Source organism: Fimbriimonadaceae bacterium (genome assembly GCA_019638775.1).
GTDB lineage: Bacteria > Armatimonadota > Fimbriimonadia > Fimbriimonadales > Fimbriimonadaceae > JAHBTD01.
This window is the reverse complement of record JAHBTD010000002.1, coordinates 1,008,917-1,024,990: the sequence shown is the minus strand read 5'-3', so window position 1 is coordinate 1,024,990 and position 16,074 is coordinate 1,008,917. Positions and strand designations below refer to the sequence as shown.

Genomic DNA, 16,074 nt, shown 5'->3' with positions numbered 1-16,074 from the left:
CCCCTTACCTTGTTTGTTATGCCTATCAAAACAATCGAAGCTAGGTAAGTGGTTTCATGAAACGCCAACCTGACTAAGTGACGCTGAGAACTCGTGCACTGCTGCGGTTCTACGGCATCGCTAGCCAACAAGCTCTTTGAGTAGCTCCTTTGTTTCTGTGAGCGCCGCATCAAACGTTTCAACTGCGAACTGAATCTGCTCTTCGCTGATGATGAGAGGAGGCTCAAATCGCATCACTCGCGGATTGTTGAGCGTGTACGCAGCAACCATATTGCGCTTGAGCATCTGGGCGATAGTCAATTCTCCAACTTCGTCCATCGCAAACTCAACCCCGATCATCAAGCCTACGCCTCGCACGTTGCAAATCATGTCGCCGTGCTTCTGCTGAACCTGTGCTAGCCCGGCTTTCAGCTTCTCTCCCATTGCACGAGAACGCTCGACCAAACCTTCATCTTCGACCAGTTGAAGAGCAGCCAAGCCCGCGGCACAAGCCAGAGGATTGCCACCAAACGTGGAGGTGTGCATCAATGGATTTGAGCCAAAGATCGCTTCCCACACCTCAGGAGTACCCATAGTCGCCCCAATCGGAATGATGCCGCCGCTAAGGCACTTGGCCATCGTCATGATGTCGGGCTTAATCCCTTCATGATCGCAGCCAAACATGCGTCCGGTCCGGGCAAGTCCGGTCTGCACTTCGTCCACAATCAGCATCGCTCCAACCTCGGTGCAACGCTTGCGCGCAGCCGTAAGATATCCTTCCGGCGCGATGATAATGCCACCTTCGCCCTGGATCGTCTCGACGATAAAAGCAGCCGTGGATTCGTCAATGGCGGAAAGCATTGCTTCCGTATCGCCGTAGTTGACGAAGGAAACTCCGGGCATGAGGGGCAGGAATTTGGTTTGGTACTTCTCTCGCCCGGTGATGGACAGTGCGCCGATGGTCTTGCCGTGGTACCCACCGTTTGTGCTGACAATCTTGCTGCGGCCTGTTGTGCCCTTCGCAAACTTCAAAGCTGCCTCAACCGCCTCCGCGCCTGAGTTGCTAAAGAACGTGAACTGAAGACCTTCAGGCGAGACTTGAGCCAGCTTCTCGGCAAGATCGGCTTGATTCTTGTTGAAGAACGCCTTCCCGCTCAGGGGCATGATATCGAGCTGATTTTTCACAGCCTCGATAATCTTCGGATGGCGGTGTCCCAACGAGAACACTCCATAGCCCCCGAGACAATCGAGGTACTTACGCCCCTCTTGGTCAAAGATGTAGCAGCCCTCTCCGCGCATTTCGACGCCGAATCCGGCGAAAGACATCAGGCGGGCAAGGCCAGGGTTGACGTACTCGGCGTACTTGTCGACGACTTCGGCATACAGCGCATCGGCGTCCATGGTGTGAGTATATCGCGGACATTATCCGACTCACTGAGACGTGGGCCTTCGGCAGAATTTAGAGCCATGTCTGGCGTGTGCAGAGATGAACCAGTAGACTCGGGTTTAGCGATGAGGAGCACACATGCAATAGGAGTCGCGATTCTTTGTGTACTTGCGTTCAGGAGCGGCGCTTCAGATTTGCCGTCGGGCACGACCCAACGACCAAAGCCAAACATCGTGTTCATCCTCGTCGACGATATGGGATGGAAAGATGTGGGTTGTTACGGGAGCAGATACTACCAAACGCCCAATATCGACCGGCTTGCCAAGACAAGCGCAAGGTTCACTCAGGCCTACGCCGCCGCAGCCGTATGCTCTCCAACAAGGGCATCTATCCTAACGGGAAAATATCCAGCCCGCTTGCACCTCACCGACTGGATTTCGGGGGAAGGAGCGCCCAAGAATAGCAAGTTTACAATTCCGAAGTGGCAGCAGAGTCTGCCGCTCTCCGAGACAACTCTCCCCGAAGCGCTGAAGAGACAAGGTTATGCCACGGCAAGCATCGGAAAATGGCATCTTGGTGGCCCCGATTCTTCGCCCGAGAAGCACGGTTTTGACCTCAATATCGCCGGAGGACACATTGGTCATCCTGCCTCCTTTTTCTGGCCCTATGGCGCTCCTGGTAACTCGCACCGTGTCCCTGGTATAGCCGAGACCGGCGGACAGAAGGGCGAGTTCTTGACCGACCGATTGACCGACGAGGCGCTGCGATTCATGGATAGCAGTAGGGACAAGCCTTTCTTTCTCTATTTGCCATTCTATGCGGTGCACGCGCCATTGATGGGCAAGCCGGAGCTTGTTTCCGAGGCTGGCGAACGCACACCCTCCGGCGGACAGGGTAACCCGCGTTATGCGGCGATGGTCAAGAGCGTCGACGACGGAGTGGGCAGGATTCTTGAAAGGCTGGACAGGCTCGGCCTTGCCGACAACACAGTCGTGATCTTTACCTCGGACAATGGCGGAGCAGTTCACTTTGGTAAACCACCGGCAACCTCAAACGCTCCGTTAAGGCTTGGGAAAGGATTCGCATATGAGGGTGGGTTGCGGGTTCCGCTCATCATTCGAGCGCCTGGATTGACCGGCGGGCAGACCGTGAACACTCCAGTAATCAGCAACGACTTTTATCCCACGCTGCTCGATCTTTGTAAATTGCCAAAGGCTGACTCAGTGGATGGGCTCAGTCTGGTGCCACTCCTCAAAGGGGCTAAGGCGTTGAAGCGAGACGAGTTGTTCTGGCATTACCCACACTACTGGAACGGCGGAGTCGTTTCTCCCTACAGCATCGCTCGGGTGGGAGATTACAAACTCATTCGATTCTATGAGTCGGGAACGGAGGAGCTCTATAACCTTGCTAGTGATGGCTCTGAGCGACACGATCTTGCTAACGCCAAGGCGGATGTCCGCAAGAAGCTCAGCGCGAGGCTTGATCTTTGGCTAAAAGAGGTTGGGGCGCAGATGCCCGTGCCCAGGTAGGAGAACCTCTCAGCGGACTATTTGGACGCCTGGGCAGATGCACCTTCCCAAAGCATTAACTTCGGTTTCTTCGACTCCTTGCTAGGATATCTAGAACGAACGGCATCACAGAGCTTGTCGAAGCGGGCTAACTCGGATTGCATAGCTTTAGCATCACGAATTGGTGAAACCGATCCACCCGAGATGGAGCAGGGAAGTACAGACACTTGTTCAATGTCGTTGCCCTGGAACCGTAGTTGAAAAATCGCAGTCGATCCCGGTCTCGGGCTAATCAAGTTGCCGAGGGAATAGAAGATCGGTTTTCCTTTATAAAGCTCTGCTCCCTGCAAGACATGCGGATGATGCCCCAACACAACATCTGCCCCCGCGTCGATGAATGCGCGGCCCAAAGCGACTTGGTAGGGAGTCGGGGTGGTCTGTTTCTCGAGCCCCCAGTGCAGGGCAATAATCGCAAAGCCGCCCGACTTCTTCGCCCGATCCACAATTACCTGGATCGTTGGCAGCGTCTTGTCATTCACCACTCCGCCAAGCTTCAAAGCAGCAAGGCCCGCACTCTTAGGTCCGGCTGGCCAACACGTGTTGAGCGCTCCATCGCCCATAAAAGCAAGCATAGATGTCAAGCTGAGCTTAGGATGCGTCTTGTCTTCCCGAGCTGCCGGTTCCCAGGCAAGATCTCGATTGATACCCGCGCCTGCGTAGGCGATGCGATTTGAATCCAAACCCTTGAGCATCTGAATCAAGCCGGTGGGGCCGTAATCCATGCTATGGTTGTTTCCCAATGTAACAAGATCGAATCCCGTAGCTTTAAGGTGAGTGGCATGGCCTGGGTCTGCCTTGAGGATGAACTGCCTTTTCGCTTTGACGTCCTCAGCAGATTTGCGCGAAGTAGGCGTCGTGCGATCGGTAAGTGGAATCTCAAGATTGCCGATGAAAACATCGCATCCAACGGTGTAGGGGCTGATCTCCACAAAGGGGTTTGTTTTGGCGCTAATGCCGTTCAGCATGATGTCTCCGCCCACACCCAGAGTCCATACTTTGGGCTGGGCAAGAGTGGCGCTTGCGAGCAATGCGAACAAAATCATCAAAGGAGTCCTAATTCGATCATAGCCGCGATAGATTGTATGAAATTCAGCGACTGTTGATTCGTACAATGTAGGTGACGAAATAGTACGGTCCGCGAAAGCGGCGCGAGGAAATTTTCATGCTGAAGCGATCCATTGGAATCTCATTCATTGGCCTAATGGCCCTTTCATTTGCTGCAACGACCCAAGACGGCGTTCTACTGCGTCGGCAGTTGACCGAAGGCACGAGCGACGTCTACACGGTGGTCTCGTCGATGAACTCCACCCTCGATATCCCTGGGCAGGGTGTCACCGAACTCAAAGCCGACATGTCTTCCACCTATACAGTGAAGATCGGCAAGGTCGATCCTGAGAAGGGATTGGCTGACCTGGAAACGATCATGTCGGACATCAAGCTCAAGCTAGAAGGTCCGATGTCGGGCGGAGAAGATGCCGCACCCCCGAAAGACATCGTAGTCGTTGGAAAGATCGACAACCTGGGACGCCAGTCTGAAATGAAGATGAAGGGCGTTACGGGTGAGATGTTGATGGTCATGGGGGCCGCAACGGCTGCTGGCGAATCCTTCTTCACCTTCCCCGAGAAGGCGGTGAAGATTGGTGAGACTTGGACGGTTATGACCCCGAAGGTTCCTCAATTCGGTAACAAAGAGCATAAGCTGACCGCCAAGTACGTTGGCGACGAAGTAGCCTTCGACAAGAAAGCGATGAAGATCAGCCTGACGGGCACGATCCCGATGGACGTCAACGTCGCCGAGATGATGAAGCAGATGGGTAGCGAAGACCCAACGGGCGGCATGCTCGACTCTATGCAGCCGATGATGCGCGGCAACATCATTGTCACCGGAACCGCACTCTTTGAGAAGGCGACCGGCAAGGTGCTTTCCATCGAAAGTGCTATGGATATGAAGACTCGCCTTGAGATCCCTAGCGCAGGCATGACCCTTGAGTCGCCCGGAAAGTCCAAATCGTCGATGAAGCTGAAAGTCTAACCCTCTATTTTGGGAGTGCGCGAATTTATTCGCGCTTTCAAGGGCGGCGATTTATCGCCGCCCTTGTTTTTGGTCTGCTAAGCCACCAGTAATCAGCCGCCAGATTGAGTGCCGGATACAGAGAGTTCACGCTGCAATAGCCGCCCGAACTCAAAGCGGGGCGTAAGCCCCGCACTCCAAGTCGTTCCGGGTATCCTTTTCTGTCCAAAGGCGGGCGATTAGCTCAGTTGGTAGAGCGCCTCTCTTACAAAGAGGATGTCGGGGGTTCAAGTCCCTCATCGCCCACCATCCCCACAGATTGATGGCCTCCGATAGCCGATAGCTATCCCTCCCCCTACTGGCCCATCGCAAACCCGATGCTCGCGTTGCGGAAGATGTTGTTGGGATCAACCGACTGCTTAATCCCCACCAACTTCTCAAAGTCAGCGCTGGAGTACAGCTGCTCGATATGCTCGCCACTTACATCCGACTCACCCAGGAAGTTGAGCGGACCTCGGCTTAGGGTTTGATCTTTGAGCGCCGCAAAGACCCCTTCGGCGTGATCCGACATCATCTGTGGCGTGACCGGCCCCATCGGGATGCCGAGAAGATACAGCAAGTAGTTCGCATTGCGGTTGCTTGCCGACGTGGCGCCCGTGTTCCGGGCGATTGCCCCGCCATAGTGTCGAAGCTGAATCATCAGGTTCGGCGACTCGTTCACCGGTCCGATTGCCTCCAACATCGCCGCAACCGAATCGCCATCCAAATCGCTGATGAGGATTCCTTTACCGTTCGCAGGCAGTGGATCAACAGGATCGTTGTATACGGCAGCGCTCTCCGTGAATTGAAGAGGCCGGAAGGAGTCAAACACGGCGCCTTCCATCGTTCGGATAGGCCTCAAAAGCTCTTCGGCTTGCGCGAAGTCTGTGATGACTGAAGCCGCGAGGATGACCATCGAGCGCCCGTGCAGAAACTCCGGAACAAACGGTACCGGTGGGAAGGTGATCATGATCAGCGCCGCACCGACCTCATCGGGAACCGTCTTCGTCCATTCGACAAACGCAGGTACGACTGTCGGCGCGAGCGAAGCGTCGTACATTACCGAACCGCCGAAGAATTCGGCATGTGGGACAAGATTGACCTCAATCTCTGTGATGACGCCAAAGGCTCCGCCGCCGCCCAACGCTGCCCAAAAAAGCTCGCTGTTCTCGTCGGGGCTCGCCGTTGTGATGTCGCCGTTCGGCGTTACGATGCGAAGAGATCGCACATTGTCCACCGCAAGACCATACTTGCGCGACATCAGCCCGTAGCCTCCTCCGATGGTATAGCCAACAACGCCAACCGTGGGTGAAGACCCCGAGATGGGGGCCAAACCGTATGGATGCGCGGCCTCAATGACCTCTTGCCAGAGCGTGCTGCCACCGATGCGGGCAGTCTTCGACTCTGCGTCAATGCTGACAGAATTGAGACCTCGAAGGATCATGAGAACGCCACCTTGCGAGTTGCGAGGTTGCCCATGCCCTGTCGCCTGAATGGTCAGAGCCAACCTGTTGTCCTGACAGAACCTGACCACGGTCTGAACGTCCGCTTCGTTTGCCACTTCAACAACCAGTTCAGGCCGATGATCGACCGTGAGATTCCATCCCATTCTGGCGATGTCGAATGTATCCTCCTCTGGCAAGTAAACCTTGCCCGAGATCTGCTCCTTTAACTGCGAAATCTGTTCGCTCAAATCAACAATAGTTGTAGTTTCCATATTCCCCTGCATGTCACGCCGAGGTAGAGATTCGGCGTTACTCCAGAGCATTATTACGAGGGCTCTACGAGGGGTACTGGGGCATTGGGTCCGCTCGGGGACGTTTGGTCTGGGCCATTGGTCGGACGTGCGGGATCGTCCCCAACTCGCCAGTCCACACCATCGCCACCGATTTCGACAAGCTGCTTGCTAAAATAGCCATATGAACACAGCCGCCATCGCAGAACTCGACACGGCGGTCGAAGTGTTCGCCCATGGCTTCAGCTTTGTGCGAAGCTACACCAAGCCTTACCCAGCCCAGAAAGTTGGCGACATTTGGGTTCTGATAGATGCGGCAACCTCCCGGTCGGGACAGCCCGTCAAATACCCACGCAAAACCGAAGTGCTCGCCCACTCTCTGCCGCCCGAGGAGATTATCCGGCAGGTCCAGGCGGCAGGCTTAGGCTGGCACTTCCTTTGTTATATCGGCTCGGTCGGGGCACGTGAAGACGAGATTCGGGATGCGTTTAGAGGCTTTGGCTACCGCAAACTCGCAACCGAATGGATGTTTGTCCATAGCCTTGACGACATTCCCGTCGTCGAATCCGTCCCCCCAATTCGCAGAGTCACTGAGATGTCCGAGCTGTTAAGCATCAAACGAGCGATGCGCCGCTGGCCGATGCGGCTTGAGGACTTGCCTATAGACGATGCTCCGCAAAGGCTGTATGCTGCCATTGAGGGCAGCAGCGCCTATGGCTGGGTCAGCAGCGTGCCTGTTGGAAAGCAGTCTTGGGTGTCGAATCTGTTTGTGACTCCAGAACAGCGCGGCAAAGGCCTCGGAAGAGCGCTAATGAGCCATCTGTTGCTCGAAGACAGAAGGTACGGCATTGAGCAGAGCGTGCTTATGGCAAGCGCCGCAGGTGCAAGACTGTATCCGCACCTTGGCTATCGTGAGATCGGGACATTGCAGGTGTTCTGCCCGGCAAAGCGCTGAGAACGAAGGCAGTTGTCACTTGCGTCCGTCAATTGAATGGCAAAGAAGCGCTCAACCGGACTGCAGATTGTTTCGTGGACACTGACCAGCTATCTCGTTTTTATGCTTGCATCCGGGTTCGTACTCGCAAGGACCGGCAGTTGTGATTCATTCAGCTTCCTAGAAGGACAGTATCCGGTGGATGGCAGAGTTCACGGTCAAATAGAGTCTTACGGGGGCGCTGGCGCAAGAGTAACCCGCTCTTACTGTTGGGAGCGTAAATTTGAATGGGTGAAGGTTGCAGCGCAAAAAGAGTTGGCTCCTCTTGGGTACAGCATCACTCATCAAGAAGCGGACAACGTTATTTTTGAGTCCCGCATTGGGGCTTCCGTTTCGATTGCACGAGGGCAAATCAGCGGTCTCGATCAATACGAAGTGTACAACCGAGACCCACGCTGGGTGACCGTATTAGTCACGAACCCATTGCCAAACACACTCATGACCGAACTGCGCGTGTCGATGGCCCCTCAGCACTAATCCGCTTTCAATTCATTGAGCTGACGAATCCGCACGATTCACCAACGCGGAAGCATGATGCTTCACAATAGGGCTATGCAATGGACCCCGACCGATCAGTTTGGCAACCTTTACGAAGGCATCTCCGACGCCGAGAGCCTTGAGGCTCTGCGACCTTGCCTGGACAGCATGATCGACGAGCTTCAGGAGCGAGCCTCCGGTCCGATCCGCATGACGGTCGACATTGACTACCGTGAGATCAACGGCCCCGACCCTGAAAACGTCTCCCACATCCTGCGGGTGGCCTGGTTCGAAGGACAAGACAAAAGCCAAATCCATGCTGGCGTTTCAGCGATGGTTGAAGAGATTTGTACAGAGAAGGGGATTGAGGGCGTGACCGTGGGCATGGGATGATCGATAAGAATGGGTGGCTGAAAACTGCTTGGGCTCGGCTCGCCATAGCTGGGCCTATCGCCCTTTTTCATCTCTGTAGAGCTGTCTTTCTAATTTCTGCAACCCCAATTGATCCTAATCTCTGGTGGTTTGTCTTCCTAGAGCTTATCTGCACGATTCCACTTTTTTGGGTGATCGCCGGGCAGCGATGGGCATTGATCATGTCGGCAGTACTGTGGAGTGTTCGCTTGTTCGCAGGGCTTTTGGTTGCCGTAGTTACCTCCGTGTCTCAGGATACATATGCAGCTCGCGTTTTACAGACCGGCTGGCCCTTCTGGGCATGGTCAGTATCCGTTTTCCTGCTTGTTGCCCTTTGCATATATACGTTCAGAACAGTTACGTTAGACAGTCAGCCATAGTTCGTGCTCGCTGTTTTACTTTCTTTGAGGTGAAATCAAATGCTTGCGTTTCTAGTTGGGGTAGTCCTTACTAAACCCTTGACTGTTGAAGAGATCAGCAGCTTGCTGCGTGAAGGACCTTGGGCAACAGAGATCAAAGAGAATGACACGAAGTCGGCAAACTTACTAATCTCGCGATTCAAGAAGCTTGCCCAATGTGATCTTGCTGATCTTGAAGATGGAATGATCCACGCTCTTGAACTCTCTCCGTACATTGGGGGCGGATCGCTAGTCTTAGACCTACAGACCAACATGCGCTTGCTTAGTTGTGTTGTGTTTGAATCAGATCGGTTTGCAAAAGTCGATGAGGACGGGAAGATTCATATTACATTCCCTTATTCTCAGAGCAGCGGGCCACCAAGTATGGGCGTCACCGAGTTTCGAAAGCTCCGCAAGCATACACAAGTTCGTTCAGCTTGGCGAAAGACCAAGGACAAATAGCTTGTCGCAAACTGTAGAGTTGAGAGTCAGTTTAGTCCAACGACATCACTCTGCTAGGCAACGACAAAACGTTTGATATCATAGAGTTTATGGGGCCGGAATCTGTGTCGGAAAGCAGGGCTCGGCAGATTGGGTCGCCAAGTCGTCTCTATTGGCTGGACATCCTGATTGCTGGACCATTGATTGTGTTCCTTTGCCGACTCCTCGCGGAAGTTGTCAAATTCCGGATGCAGTCCACGCACACCCACGACGGTGGACTCCTTCTGCTCGTCTCCTTGCCCCTCATTCCTCTTTTTGGAGTCCTCTTAAGTAAACGTTGGGGATTGCTGGCGTCGAAATATGTGTGGGCCGGTACCGCGCTCTATCTATTCTCTACAGTCGTTTGGGACTCTGTAGATCATGGCAGACACCACCCAGCCAAGAGTCTGGAAGATCTATTACAAAGGCTTGTTGTCGTTGGAATCTGCGCACTCATCGCGCTCTACTGTTTGATTCGGCTGCAATCCTTTCCACAGCCTCATCAAAATCTTGAAAGCACAGGCTCCCATTCTTAAACAACCCACCCCAGAGACTTCAACACGGGCAAAAGAGAGAACAAGGTTTCCCCCAAGAATGTGGAAATGTTGAAAAGTTGCTCTAACTTTCGCAAGGTGAAAACCTCAAGTAAAACCTGAGGAATACCGATAAAAGGGGTGTATGAAACCTTTGATGCCCCATAAAAATGGAGTCGGCGGGGTCAAAGGGCGGCTTGACCGGCTGGCGGACCTCGGCCCGCGCGCTGGCTTTTGGTTTGATCGACTTTGCGATCGTGCGGAGAGCGTTTACTATTGGTTTGCAGGACTTCCTCGGAAGTTCCGTCCCAAAGCGCTTCGAAGTGCGGCAAGCAAGGACACCGACTTATGGATAGCGCCGAAAGCAATTCGACGCTGTCCACTTCGACAATTTGCGCCCACGCGGTATCTTGTGAGCAGCCTCACTGCGGTGTACCGCTGGCTGCTCGCCCACGCATCAGCGCGTGCAACTCTTGTTTCCGTGATCGCCCTCGGACTGTTGATGCTGATTCACAGCGCCATGGGACTGTCCGACGGCCTGACGATGGCTTATGTAGTCCCGATTTGGCTCGCCACGCGGTTGGGAGGACCGCTCTCCGGGCTATTGTCGGTGGCGCTCACCACCATCGCGATGAACCATGCCGATTCGCTGCGAGGAACCCTCGACGGCGGTGGGTTCAGCCACACAACCATCGTGCGCCTGTCAACGCTCACCGTCATTATGTTCTTCATCGCCCACATTGAAACGCGGCTCAAGCGCGCTGAGCAGCGGGCGAGCACAGACTCACTGACGGGCCTGAAAAACCGTGCGGCAATCGTCGAATTTGCTACGGAAGAGATCAGTCGGGCGACCGCCGAAAAGGGCGACATTATCGTCGCCGTCATCGACTGCGACCGTTTCAAGCTCCTTAACGACTCGTTCGGTCACGCCTTCGGCGACATGGCCCTGCGAACTCTGGCGAGAAAGCTGGAGGCTTCGATTGGAGACAAAGGAGCAGTCGCACGGCTTGGCGGAGACGAGTTCGTCGCGATCTTTACCGACGCCACCGCCGAAGAGGCCACGAAGATGCTTGATCGAGGATCTGACCGGTTCCTGCGGCATATGCTGTACTTCGGTTGGGAACGAACGATGACCTACGGCATCGCCGAACTACATCAGGACGGGCGCGACTTCGAGACCCTGTTGCGCAAAGCCGACGAACGGTTGTATGAGCGCAAGAGATCGACCGGGCAGATTCAAGCCGTAATCATGGCAAAGCCGGAAACGGCGTGTCTGTAGCAGCCGCAGTTCAAGAATAGACTCCACCTACCCCTTCGTCGGCACATCTTCAACGTTGTCGATGAAGGGGCTTAATATTGCTCAAGGCTGGGATCGACGGTTTCCGCCCAACCATTCATCCCAGATGCAAGATTTCGAACGTTTCGAAACCCGCTCGCAAGGAGAAACTGGGTGACACGCTGTGACCGCGCCCCAGAGCGGCAAATGACGACGATATCCGCATCCGCATCGAGCTCGCCAACCCTGTCAGCGATTTCGCCCATCGGGATATGCGTATCGATTTCAAGCCTCGATATCTGCAATTCGTGGGCTTCGCGAACATCCAGCAAGTAGAGTTTCTTGCCCGCATCAAGCTCGGCTTTGAGCGCAATCGGGGTTATCTCAGGTGTCGGCATCTTATTGCTATTGTACTGGGCGAAGGCTAACCCTCACTGGCGGGTCTTCTATCCGGTTTTTGGTTTGAAACCAAGCCCCGACGGGTAAAGTCTGAACCATGTCCGACCAGCAGATGACGTATCGCTCCGCCGGAGTCGATATCGACGAGGCACAGCGAGCGCTCCGGGCGGTTGTCGGTGAGATTCAGGATACGCACAACGAAAACGTTCTCGGTGGAGTTGGCGGTTTTGGAGCTTTGTACCGAGCTTCCTTCGGCGACTATGAACGCCCAATCCTGGTCAGCAGCATCGACGGCATCGGCACCAAAACGAAGGTCGCCGCGATGGTTGGTGAGTTCGAAGGCCTCGGCCACGATATCGTCAATCATTGTATCAACGACATCCTTTGCCAAGGAGCAAAACCACTCTTCTTCCTCGATTACTACGGGACGTCACGGCTCAGAGGGGAGGTTTTTGAGCAGGTGCTGCGAGGCATGGCCGCCGCATGCAAAGAGACCGATGTTGCCCTGATTGGCGGTGAAACCGCCGAGATGCCCGACGTCTATCACGACGATGAGATCGATATCGTTGGAACGGTCGTTGGCATTGTCGATGCCGAAAAGAAGCTGCCACGCCAGAAAGTGCAAGTTGGCGACGTCGTGATCGGCCTTGCAAGCAACGGCCTGCACACGAACGGTTATTCTCTTGCTCGCCGTGCGCTCTTTGAGATGGGCGGTATGTCCACGAAGGATTTGGTCCCTGGTCTGAACACAACGATCGGCGAAGAGCTGCTGCGCCCTCACAAGTGCTATCTCAAAGCGCTTCTACCGTTGATTGAGGAGGGAGCGGCTATCAATGCCGCCGCCCACATCACCGGCGGAGGCTTTTTCGACAACATCCCACGTGTTCTGTCTTCAGATATGCAGGTGTTGATCGACAAGCGTGCCTGGACGCCTCAGCCCATTTTCAGCCTCATTCGCGAGCTTGGCAATGTGCCAGAGCCGGAGATGTATAGGATTTTCAACATGGGGATTGGCATGGTGCTGCTGGTGGACAAAGACCACGGCGCGGCTGTCGTCCAACGATTGACGCAGGCCGGTGAAGCGGCTGCAGTAATCGGAACTTTGCAAAATGGGGCGCACGATGTGCAAGTGATTTAAGTTATTACGTATAGGTTCTGTAACTATGAAAGCATTGCTAACACTATCAATTCTCAGTCTGGCCCTCGTTGGGTGCCAGCCAGCAGACAACAGCTCTCTCTATCCAGAGAGCGCCTCAAGCTCAACGTCAATGAATACAAGCTCGCAAGATAAGGACGAGCCGGAACAAAAGCCGGCTGCAGCCCCCTACACTCCCATCGCAACGCCAAAGGACGGGGAAGAAGTCGCCATCGTCGAGACTGATGAGGGCAGAATCGTTCTTGGTTTCCTGCGCGACAAAGCTCCGAAGCACGTCGAGAATTTTATCAAGCTCGCCAAGAAGGGCTACTACGATGGAACGAAATTTCACCGTGTCATGTCCGGATTCATGATCCAGGGCGGCGACCCAAATACAAAGAACGGCGATCCTTCCACTTGGGGCACTGGCGGACCTTCCGAGCGAGTGAATGCTGAGTTCAACGATGTCGAGCACAAGCGTGGCATTTTGAGCATGGCGCGGGGCCCTGAGGCAAATTCGGCAGGCAGCCAGTTCTTCATCATGCACGGCGAGAACGCAAACTTAAACGGCCAATACTCGGCGTTTGGGTATGTCATTGAGGGGATGGACACTGTCGATAAGATTGCCGAAGCTGCTGTGACGCGCAGCCCTTCAGGCGAGAACTCCGTGCCAGTGAACCCGGTTACTTTGAAGTCGGCAAAGATCGAGAAGTGGCCTCTGAAGTAAGCGGCAAATCGTGAGCCGCGAAGAGTAAGTCGGAACGCGACTCAAGAAAACTGGGTGGGCAACCAGAAGTTGCCCACCCAGTTCGGTATTTAAGATCTTGAGTGAACCCGTGTTGCAAACGCCCACGACTCACGACTTTCTACTCACTACGCCGCATCGCGCGCAAACAGCCGCTTGAACCAACCGCCGTCGATTTCGGGCGCAGGAGGAAGGTTCGCGATTTTTCGGGCGATGCCGTCCATGTTTCGTGCCGCCTTCGAGTTTGCCTCAGACAATACGTACGGGACTCGGCTTGCCGTGGCTCGCTGAACCGATTCATCTTTGGCAATACTGCCAAGGAGCTTCGGCTTTCCGCCTACATACAGGCTCACGAAAGTATGGAACTTCGCGTAGACCTCGCGTGCCTGAGCGTCAGTCTTGACTTCGTTGACGATACAGCTCACCTTGGCTTCGGGGCGCCTTTCACCAAGGACGCGTGCCGTAACGTATGCATCTTGAACGCTGGCAGGCTCGGGCGTGAGGACGAGGATGACTTCGTCCGCCGCCTCGAGCATTGATAGAACTCCAGAGTGGATGCCAGCCGCTGTGTCGAGGATGAGGTAGTCGAAGAGGCCGACCACATTCTCAAACCCGGCGTTGACGCTTTCAAAATTCTCGTAGGTGATGTCTACCAGATCGGAGGCGCCGTTTACGCCCGCAAGGACTCGGATTCCGATTGGCCCTTCGGTCATTGCCTGAAAAAGCCCTTGTTCGCCTTTCAGCACGTGTCCGATGTGGTGTTTGGGCTTTAGCCCAAGCATAACGTGGAGGTTTGACAAGCCAAAATCGCAGTCAATAATGCCAATCTTATAGCCAAGCTTAGCGAGCGATACAGCAAGGTTGGCTGCGACTGTCGTTTTACCGACTCCACCCTTACCGCCGGATACGGCCAAGACCCGCATTGTCGCGGCTGGATGGTTAAAAGCGGTGTCTCCAGCCTCTGGCATTTTGAACTTGGCGGGCTTTTCACTGACGGACTCGATAAGTAGGTCGGTCTCGCAGTACTGCTCCGCTTTGTAGACGCGGTCCAGCGCCATCTGGATGTCGATCTCGTCGGCAACTTCGACGCGTACGTCACGCCCGAGTTCCTGGCGCAGCCGTGCAACATCCCATAAATTGATTGAAGAACACGAGGCACAAATCAGAACATTGCCCTCTAACCGTAACGGCAAGAGCTTCGTTTCCTGCGCTAGCCGTTTCGGTACCACCGCCAATGCCTCCCGTGTTGGCGCCAAATCGTAACCACCATAACCTTCCATTGAATAAACCCCTCAAGGCTCGAAAATGAGACTTCTGTATGGGTTGTTCCACATGGAGGATAGTGTTCTAAACATTTTTTGCGCAATAAGTGAATCCTGGCAAAATCACTTGGTGAAATACGATTAGGAAAGATACATTCGAAGGTTGTTTTATAATTTAATACTCTTCGGTATTCTTGACAACTCTCTTATATCCTTCACATATATGAAATTGACAGTACTTGCAACGTCTTATGTCTTGGGTAAGGTCGAACATTCCAAAGAGAGAATCCCAATCTTTTTCATAAACTCCTGCACGTTCTTTGAGTAGCGTGTGCCTTTCGATCCACTTGTTTTGCAGTGTTTCAGTTCGTTCGGGTTCATATTTAACCCAGTCGATGCAGTTTGTTCCGGTAGAAAGCCAAACGGCTGCAAGTTTTAAACTCTCAGGCGTTGCGCTCCATGTGGACATGGCGTAGGCGCTGTAGGTGTGCAACTGATCCCGAACGCCTTCTTCGGCAACTGGGCTCACTTTTCCAGTCTTCCAATCGAAAATTAGCACCGCTTCTGGAGTAGGAATGGCAAGGTCGAACTTAGCATACACTGGCACGTCGCCGTGCATAAACCAAGGCGTTTCACCCTTGTTATCCACCCATAACTTAGGATCGTACTGGGTGATGATCCCTGGAACTTCAGATCCCATGAAGTTGTCAATACACCGATCGACCTGCTCAAGCAGCGCATCGTATTTGGCTTCCGTGAGTTCGCCGTTGTAGAAGATCTCGTCGATAGGCTGTCGGGGATGATTCCGAGCATGTTCGGTGGGCTCAATCTTGAGCTCAGCGAACCGTATCCATTCTTCTGTAATGTCGAAATACTGCTGCAGAAGCTTGCGCGCACCCTCATGAAGATCGGTCCGCCACGCCCGCTCCTTCTTGTAGTACTTCAGAGCATAGCCAATAGTGTCATCGACAACTTGCCCGACCAGGGCATTAAAGGGCATGAGCTTAGCCTGGAGGATGACATCGCGCCGGATGCTTCGTGGAGTCTTGAACTTCTCATACATCAACGCCCACTTGCGCTCGCACTCGTCGAAGACAGAAATGCTTGTTTTGGAGATGCTAGGGCGCGGAGCAGGGTTGAAGGGCTTTGCCATGGGGCTATAAGCCTTATGTTAGCCGATTGACATGCCTGTGGGCAGTCCACGGAGGCGTGATTCGGTTTGATGGAGGCAGGGGCAACAAAAAA

Annotated in this window: 15 protein-coding genes and 1 tRNA gene; 10 read left to right on the top strand and 6 right to left on the bottom strand. The window is 54.1% G+C overall.

The genetic code is table 11. The features are described 5' to 3' along the window. Nucleotides 1-120 precede the first annotated feature (120 nt). Nucleotides 121-1,380, bottom strand: coding sequence for an aspartate aminotransferase family protein (locus KF784_10965; protein MBX3119576.1), 1,260 nt, complete (start codon nucleotides 1,378-1,380; stop codon nucleotides 121-123). A 111-nt stretch (nucleotides 1,381-1,491) separates the two neighbouring features. Here KF784_10965 and KF784_10960 point away from each other — a divergent pair, with 111 nt between their 5' ends. Then, nucleotides 1,492-2,895: a sulfatase gene (locus tag KF784_10960; GenBank protein ID MBX3119575.1), complete on the top strand. Its 1,404-nt coding sequence runs from the start codon at nucleotides 1,492-1,494 to the stop codon at nucleotides 2,893-2,895. A gap of 17 nt (nucleotides 2,896-2,912) precedes the next feature. On the opposite strand, the gene KF784_10955 is transcribed toward KF784_10960, so the two are convergent. After that, nucleotides 2,913-3,977, bottom strand: coding sequence for a CapA family protein (locus KF784_10955; GenBank protein ID MBX3119574.1), 1,065 nt, complete (start codon nucleotides 3,975-3,977; stop codon nucleotides 2,913-2,915). Nucleotides 3,978-4,096: 119 nt separating this feature from the next. On the opposite strand from KF784_10955, the gene KF784_10950 reads away from it, so the two are divergent. Continuing rightward, nucleotides 4,097-4,966, top strand: coding sequence for a hypothetical protein (locus KF784_10950; GenBank protein ID MBX3119573.1), 870 nt, complete (start codon nucleotides 4,097-4,099; stop codon nucleotides 4,964-4,966). A 212-nt stretch (nucleotides 4,967-5,178) separates the two neighbouring features. Beyond that, a tRNA-Val gene (locus KF784_10945) sits at nucleotides 5,179-5,254 on the top strand. A gap of 46 nt (nucleotides 5,255-5,300) precedes the next feature. Here the strand turns inward: KF784_10945 and KF784_10940 are convergent. Then, nucleotides 5,301-6,701, bottom strand: coding sequence for an FAD-binding oxidoreductase (locus KF784_10940; protein MBX3119572.1), 1,401 nt, complete (start codon nucleotides 6,699-6,701; stop codon nucleotides 5,301-5,303). Between the two features lie 202 nt (nucleotides 6,702-6,903). Between KF784_10940 and KF784_10935 the strand changes: the two genes are divergently transcribed. From KF784_10935 to KF784_10915, 5 genes are all read left to right on the top strand, one after another. Next, the gene (locus KF784_10935; protein ID MBX3119571.1) at nucleotides 6,904-7,674 is read left to right on the top strand and encodes a GNAT family N-acetyltransferase; all 771 of its coding nucleotides are present in this window, start codon (nucleotides 6,904-6,906) and stop codon (nucleotides 7,672-7,674) included. Between the two features lie 270 nt (nucleotides 7,675-7,944). Beyond that, nucleotides 7,945-8,190 carry a hypothetical protein gene (locus KF784_10930; protein ID MBX3119570.1) on the top strand — a complete coding sequence of 82 codons (246 nt, stop codon included), beginning with the start codon at nucleotides 7,945-7,947 and terminating at the stop codon, nucleotides 8,188-8,190. Nucleotides 8,191-8,265: 75 nt separating this feature from the next. Next, entirely contained in the window at nucleotides 8,266-8,583 is a 318-nt protein-coding gene (locus tag KF784_10925; GenBank protein ID MBX3119569.1) for a hypothetical protein, read from the top strand. Between the two features lie 437 nt (nucleotides 8,584-9,020). Next, complete coding sequence (locus KF784_10920) at nucleotides 9,021-9,461, top strand: hypothetical protein (GenBank protein ID MBX3119568.1); 441 nt, start codon at nucleotides 9,021-9,023, stop codon at nucleotides 9,459-9,461. Between the two features lie 708 nt (nucleotides 9,462-10,169). Next, complete coding sequence (locus tag KF784_10915) at nucleotides 10,170-11,291, top strand: GGDEF domain-containing protein (protein MBX3119567.1); 1,122 nt, start codon at nucleotides 10,170-10,172, stop codon at nucleotides 11,289-11,291. 71 nt (nucleotides 11,292-11,362) lie between these two features. Here the strand turns inward: KF784_10915 and KF784_10910 are convergent, their stop codons facing one another. Then, the gene (locus KF784_10910) at nucleotides 11,363-11,686 is read right to left on the bottom strand and encodes a rhodanese-like domain-containing protein (protein MBX3119566.1); all 324 of its coding nucleotides are present in this window, start codon (nucleotides 11,684-11,686) and stop codon (nucleotides 11,363-11,365) included. A gap of 98 nt (nucleotides 11,687-11,784) precedes the next feature. On the opposite strand from KF784_10910, the gene purM reads away from it, so the two are divergent. Further along, the gene (gene purM, locus KF784_10905) at nucleotides 11,785-12,825 is read left to right on the top strand and encodes a phosphoribosylformylglycinamidine cyclo-ligase (protein MBX3119565.1); all 1,041 of its coding nucleotides are present in this window, start codon (nucleotides 11,785-11,787) and stop codon (nucleotides 12,823-12,825) included. 130 nt (nucleotides 12,826-12,955) lie between these two features. Then, entirely contained in the window at nucleotides 12,956-13,549 is a 594-nt protein-coding gene (locus KF784_10900) for a peptidylprolyl isomerase (protein ID MBX3119564.1), read from the top strand. Between the two features lie 146 nt (nucleotides 13,550-13,695). On the opposite strand, the gene KF784_10895 is transcribed toward KF784_10900, so the two are convergent. Together KF784_10895 and KF784_10890 are read right to left on the bottom strand one after the other, a co-directional pair. Then, complete coding sequence (locus tag KF784_10895; GenBank protein ID MBX3119563.1) at nucleotides 13,696-14,847, bottom strand: P-loop NTPase; 1,152 nt, start codon at nucleotides 14,845-14,847, stop codon at nucleotides 13,696-13,698. Nucleotides 14,848-15,004: 157 nt separating this feature from the next. Further along, nucleotides 15,005-15,982 carry a PD-(D/E)XK nuclease family protein gene (locus KF784_10890; protein MBX3119562.1) on the bottom strand — a complete coding sequence of 326 codons (978 nt, stop codon included), beginning with the start codon at nucleotides 15,980-15,982 and terminating at the stop codon, nucleotides 15,005-15,007. Nucleotides 15,983-16,074: the final 92 nt, after the last annotated feature.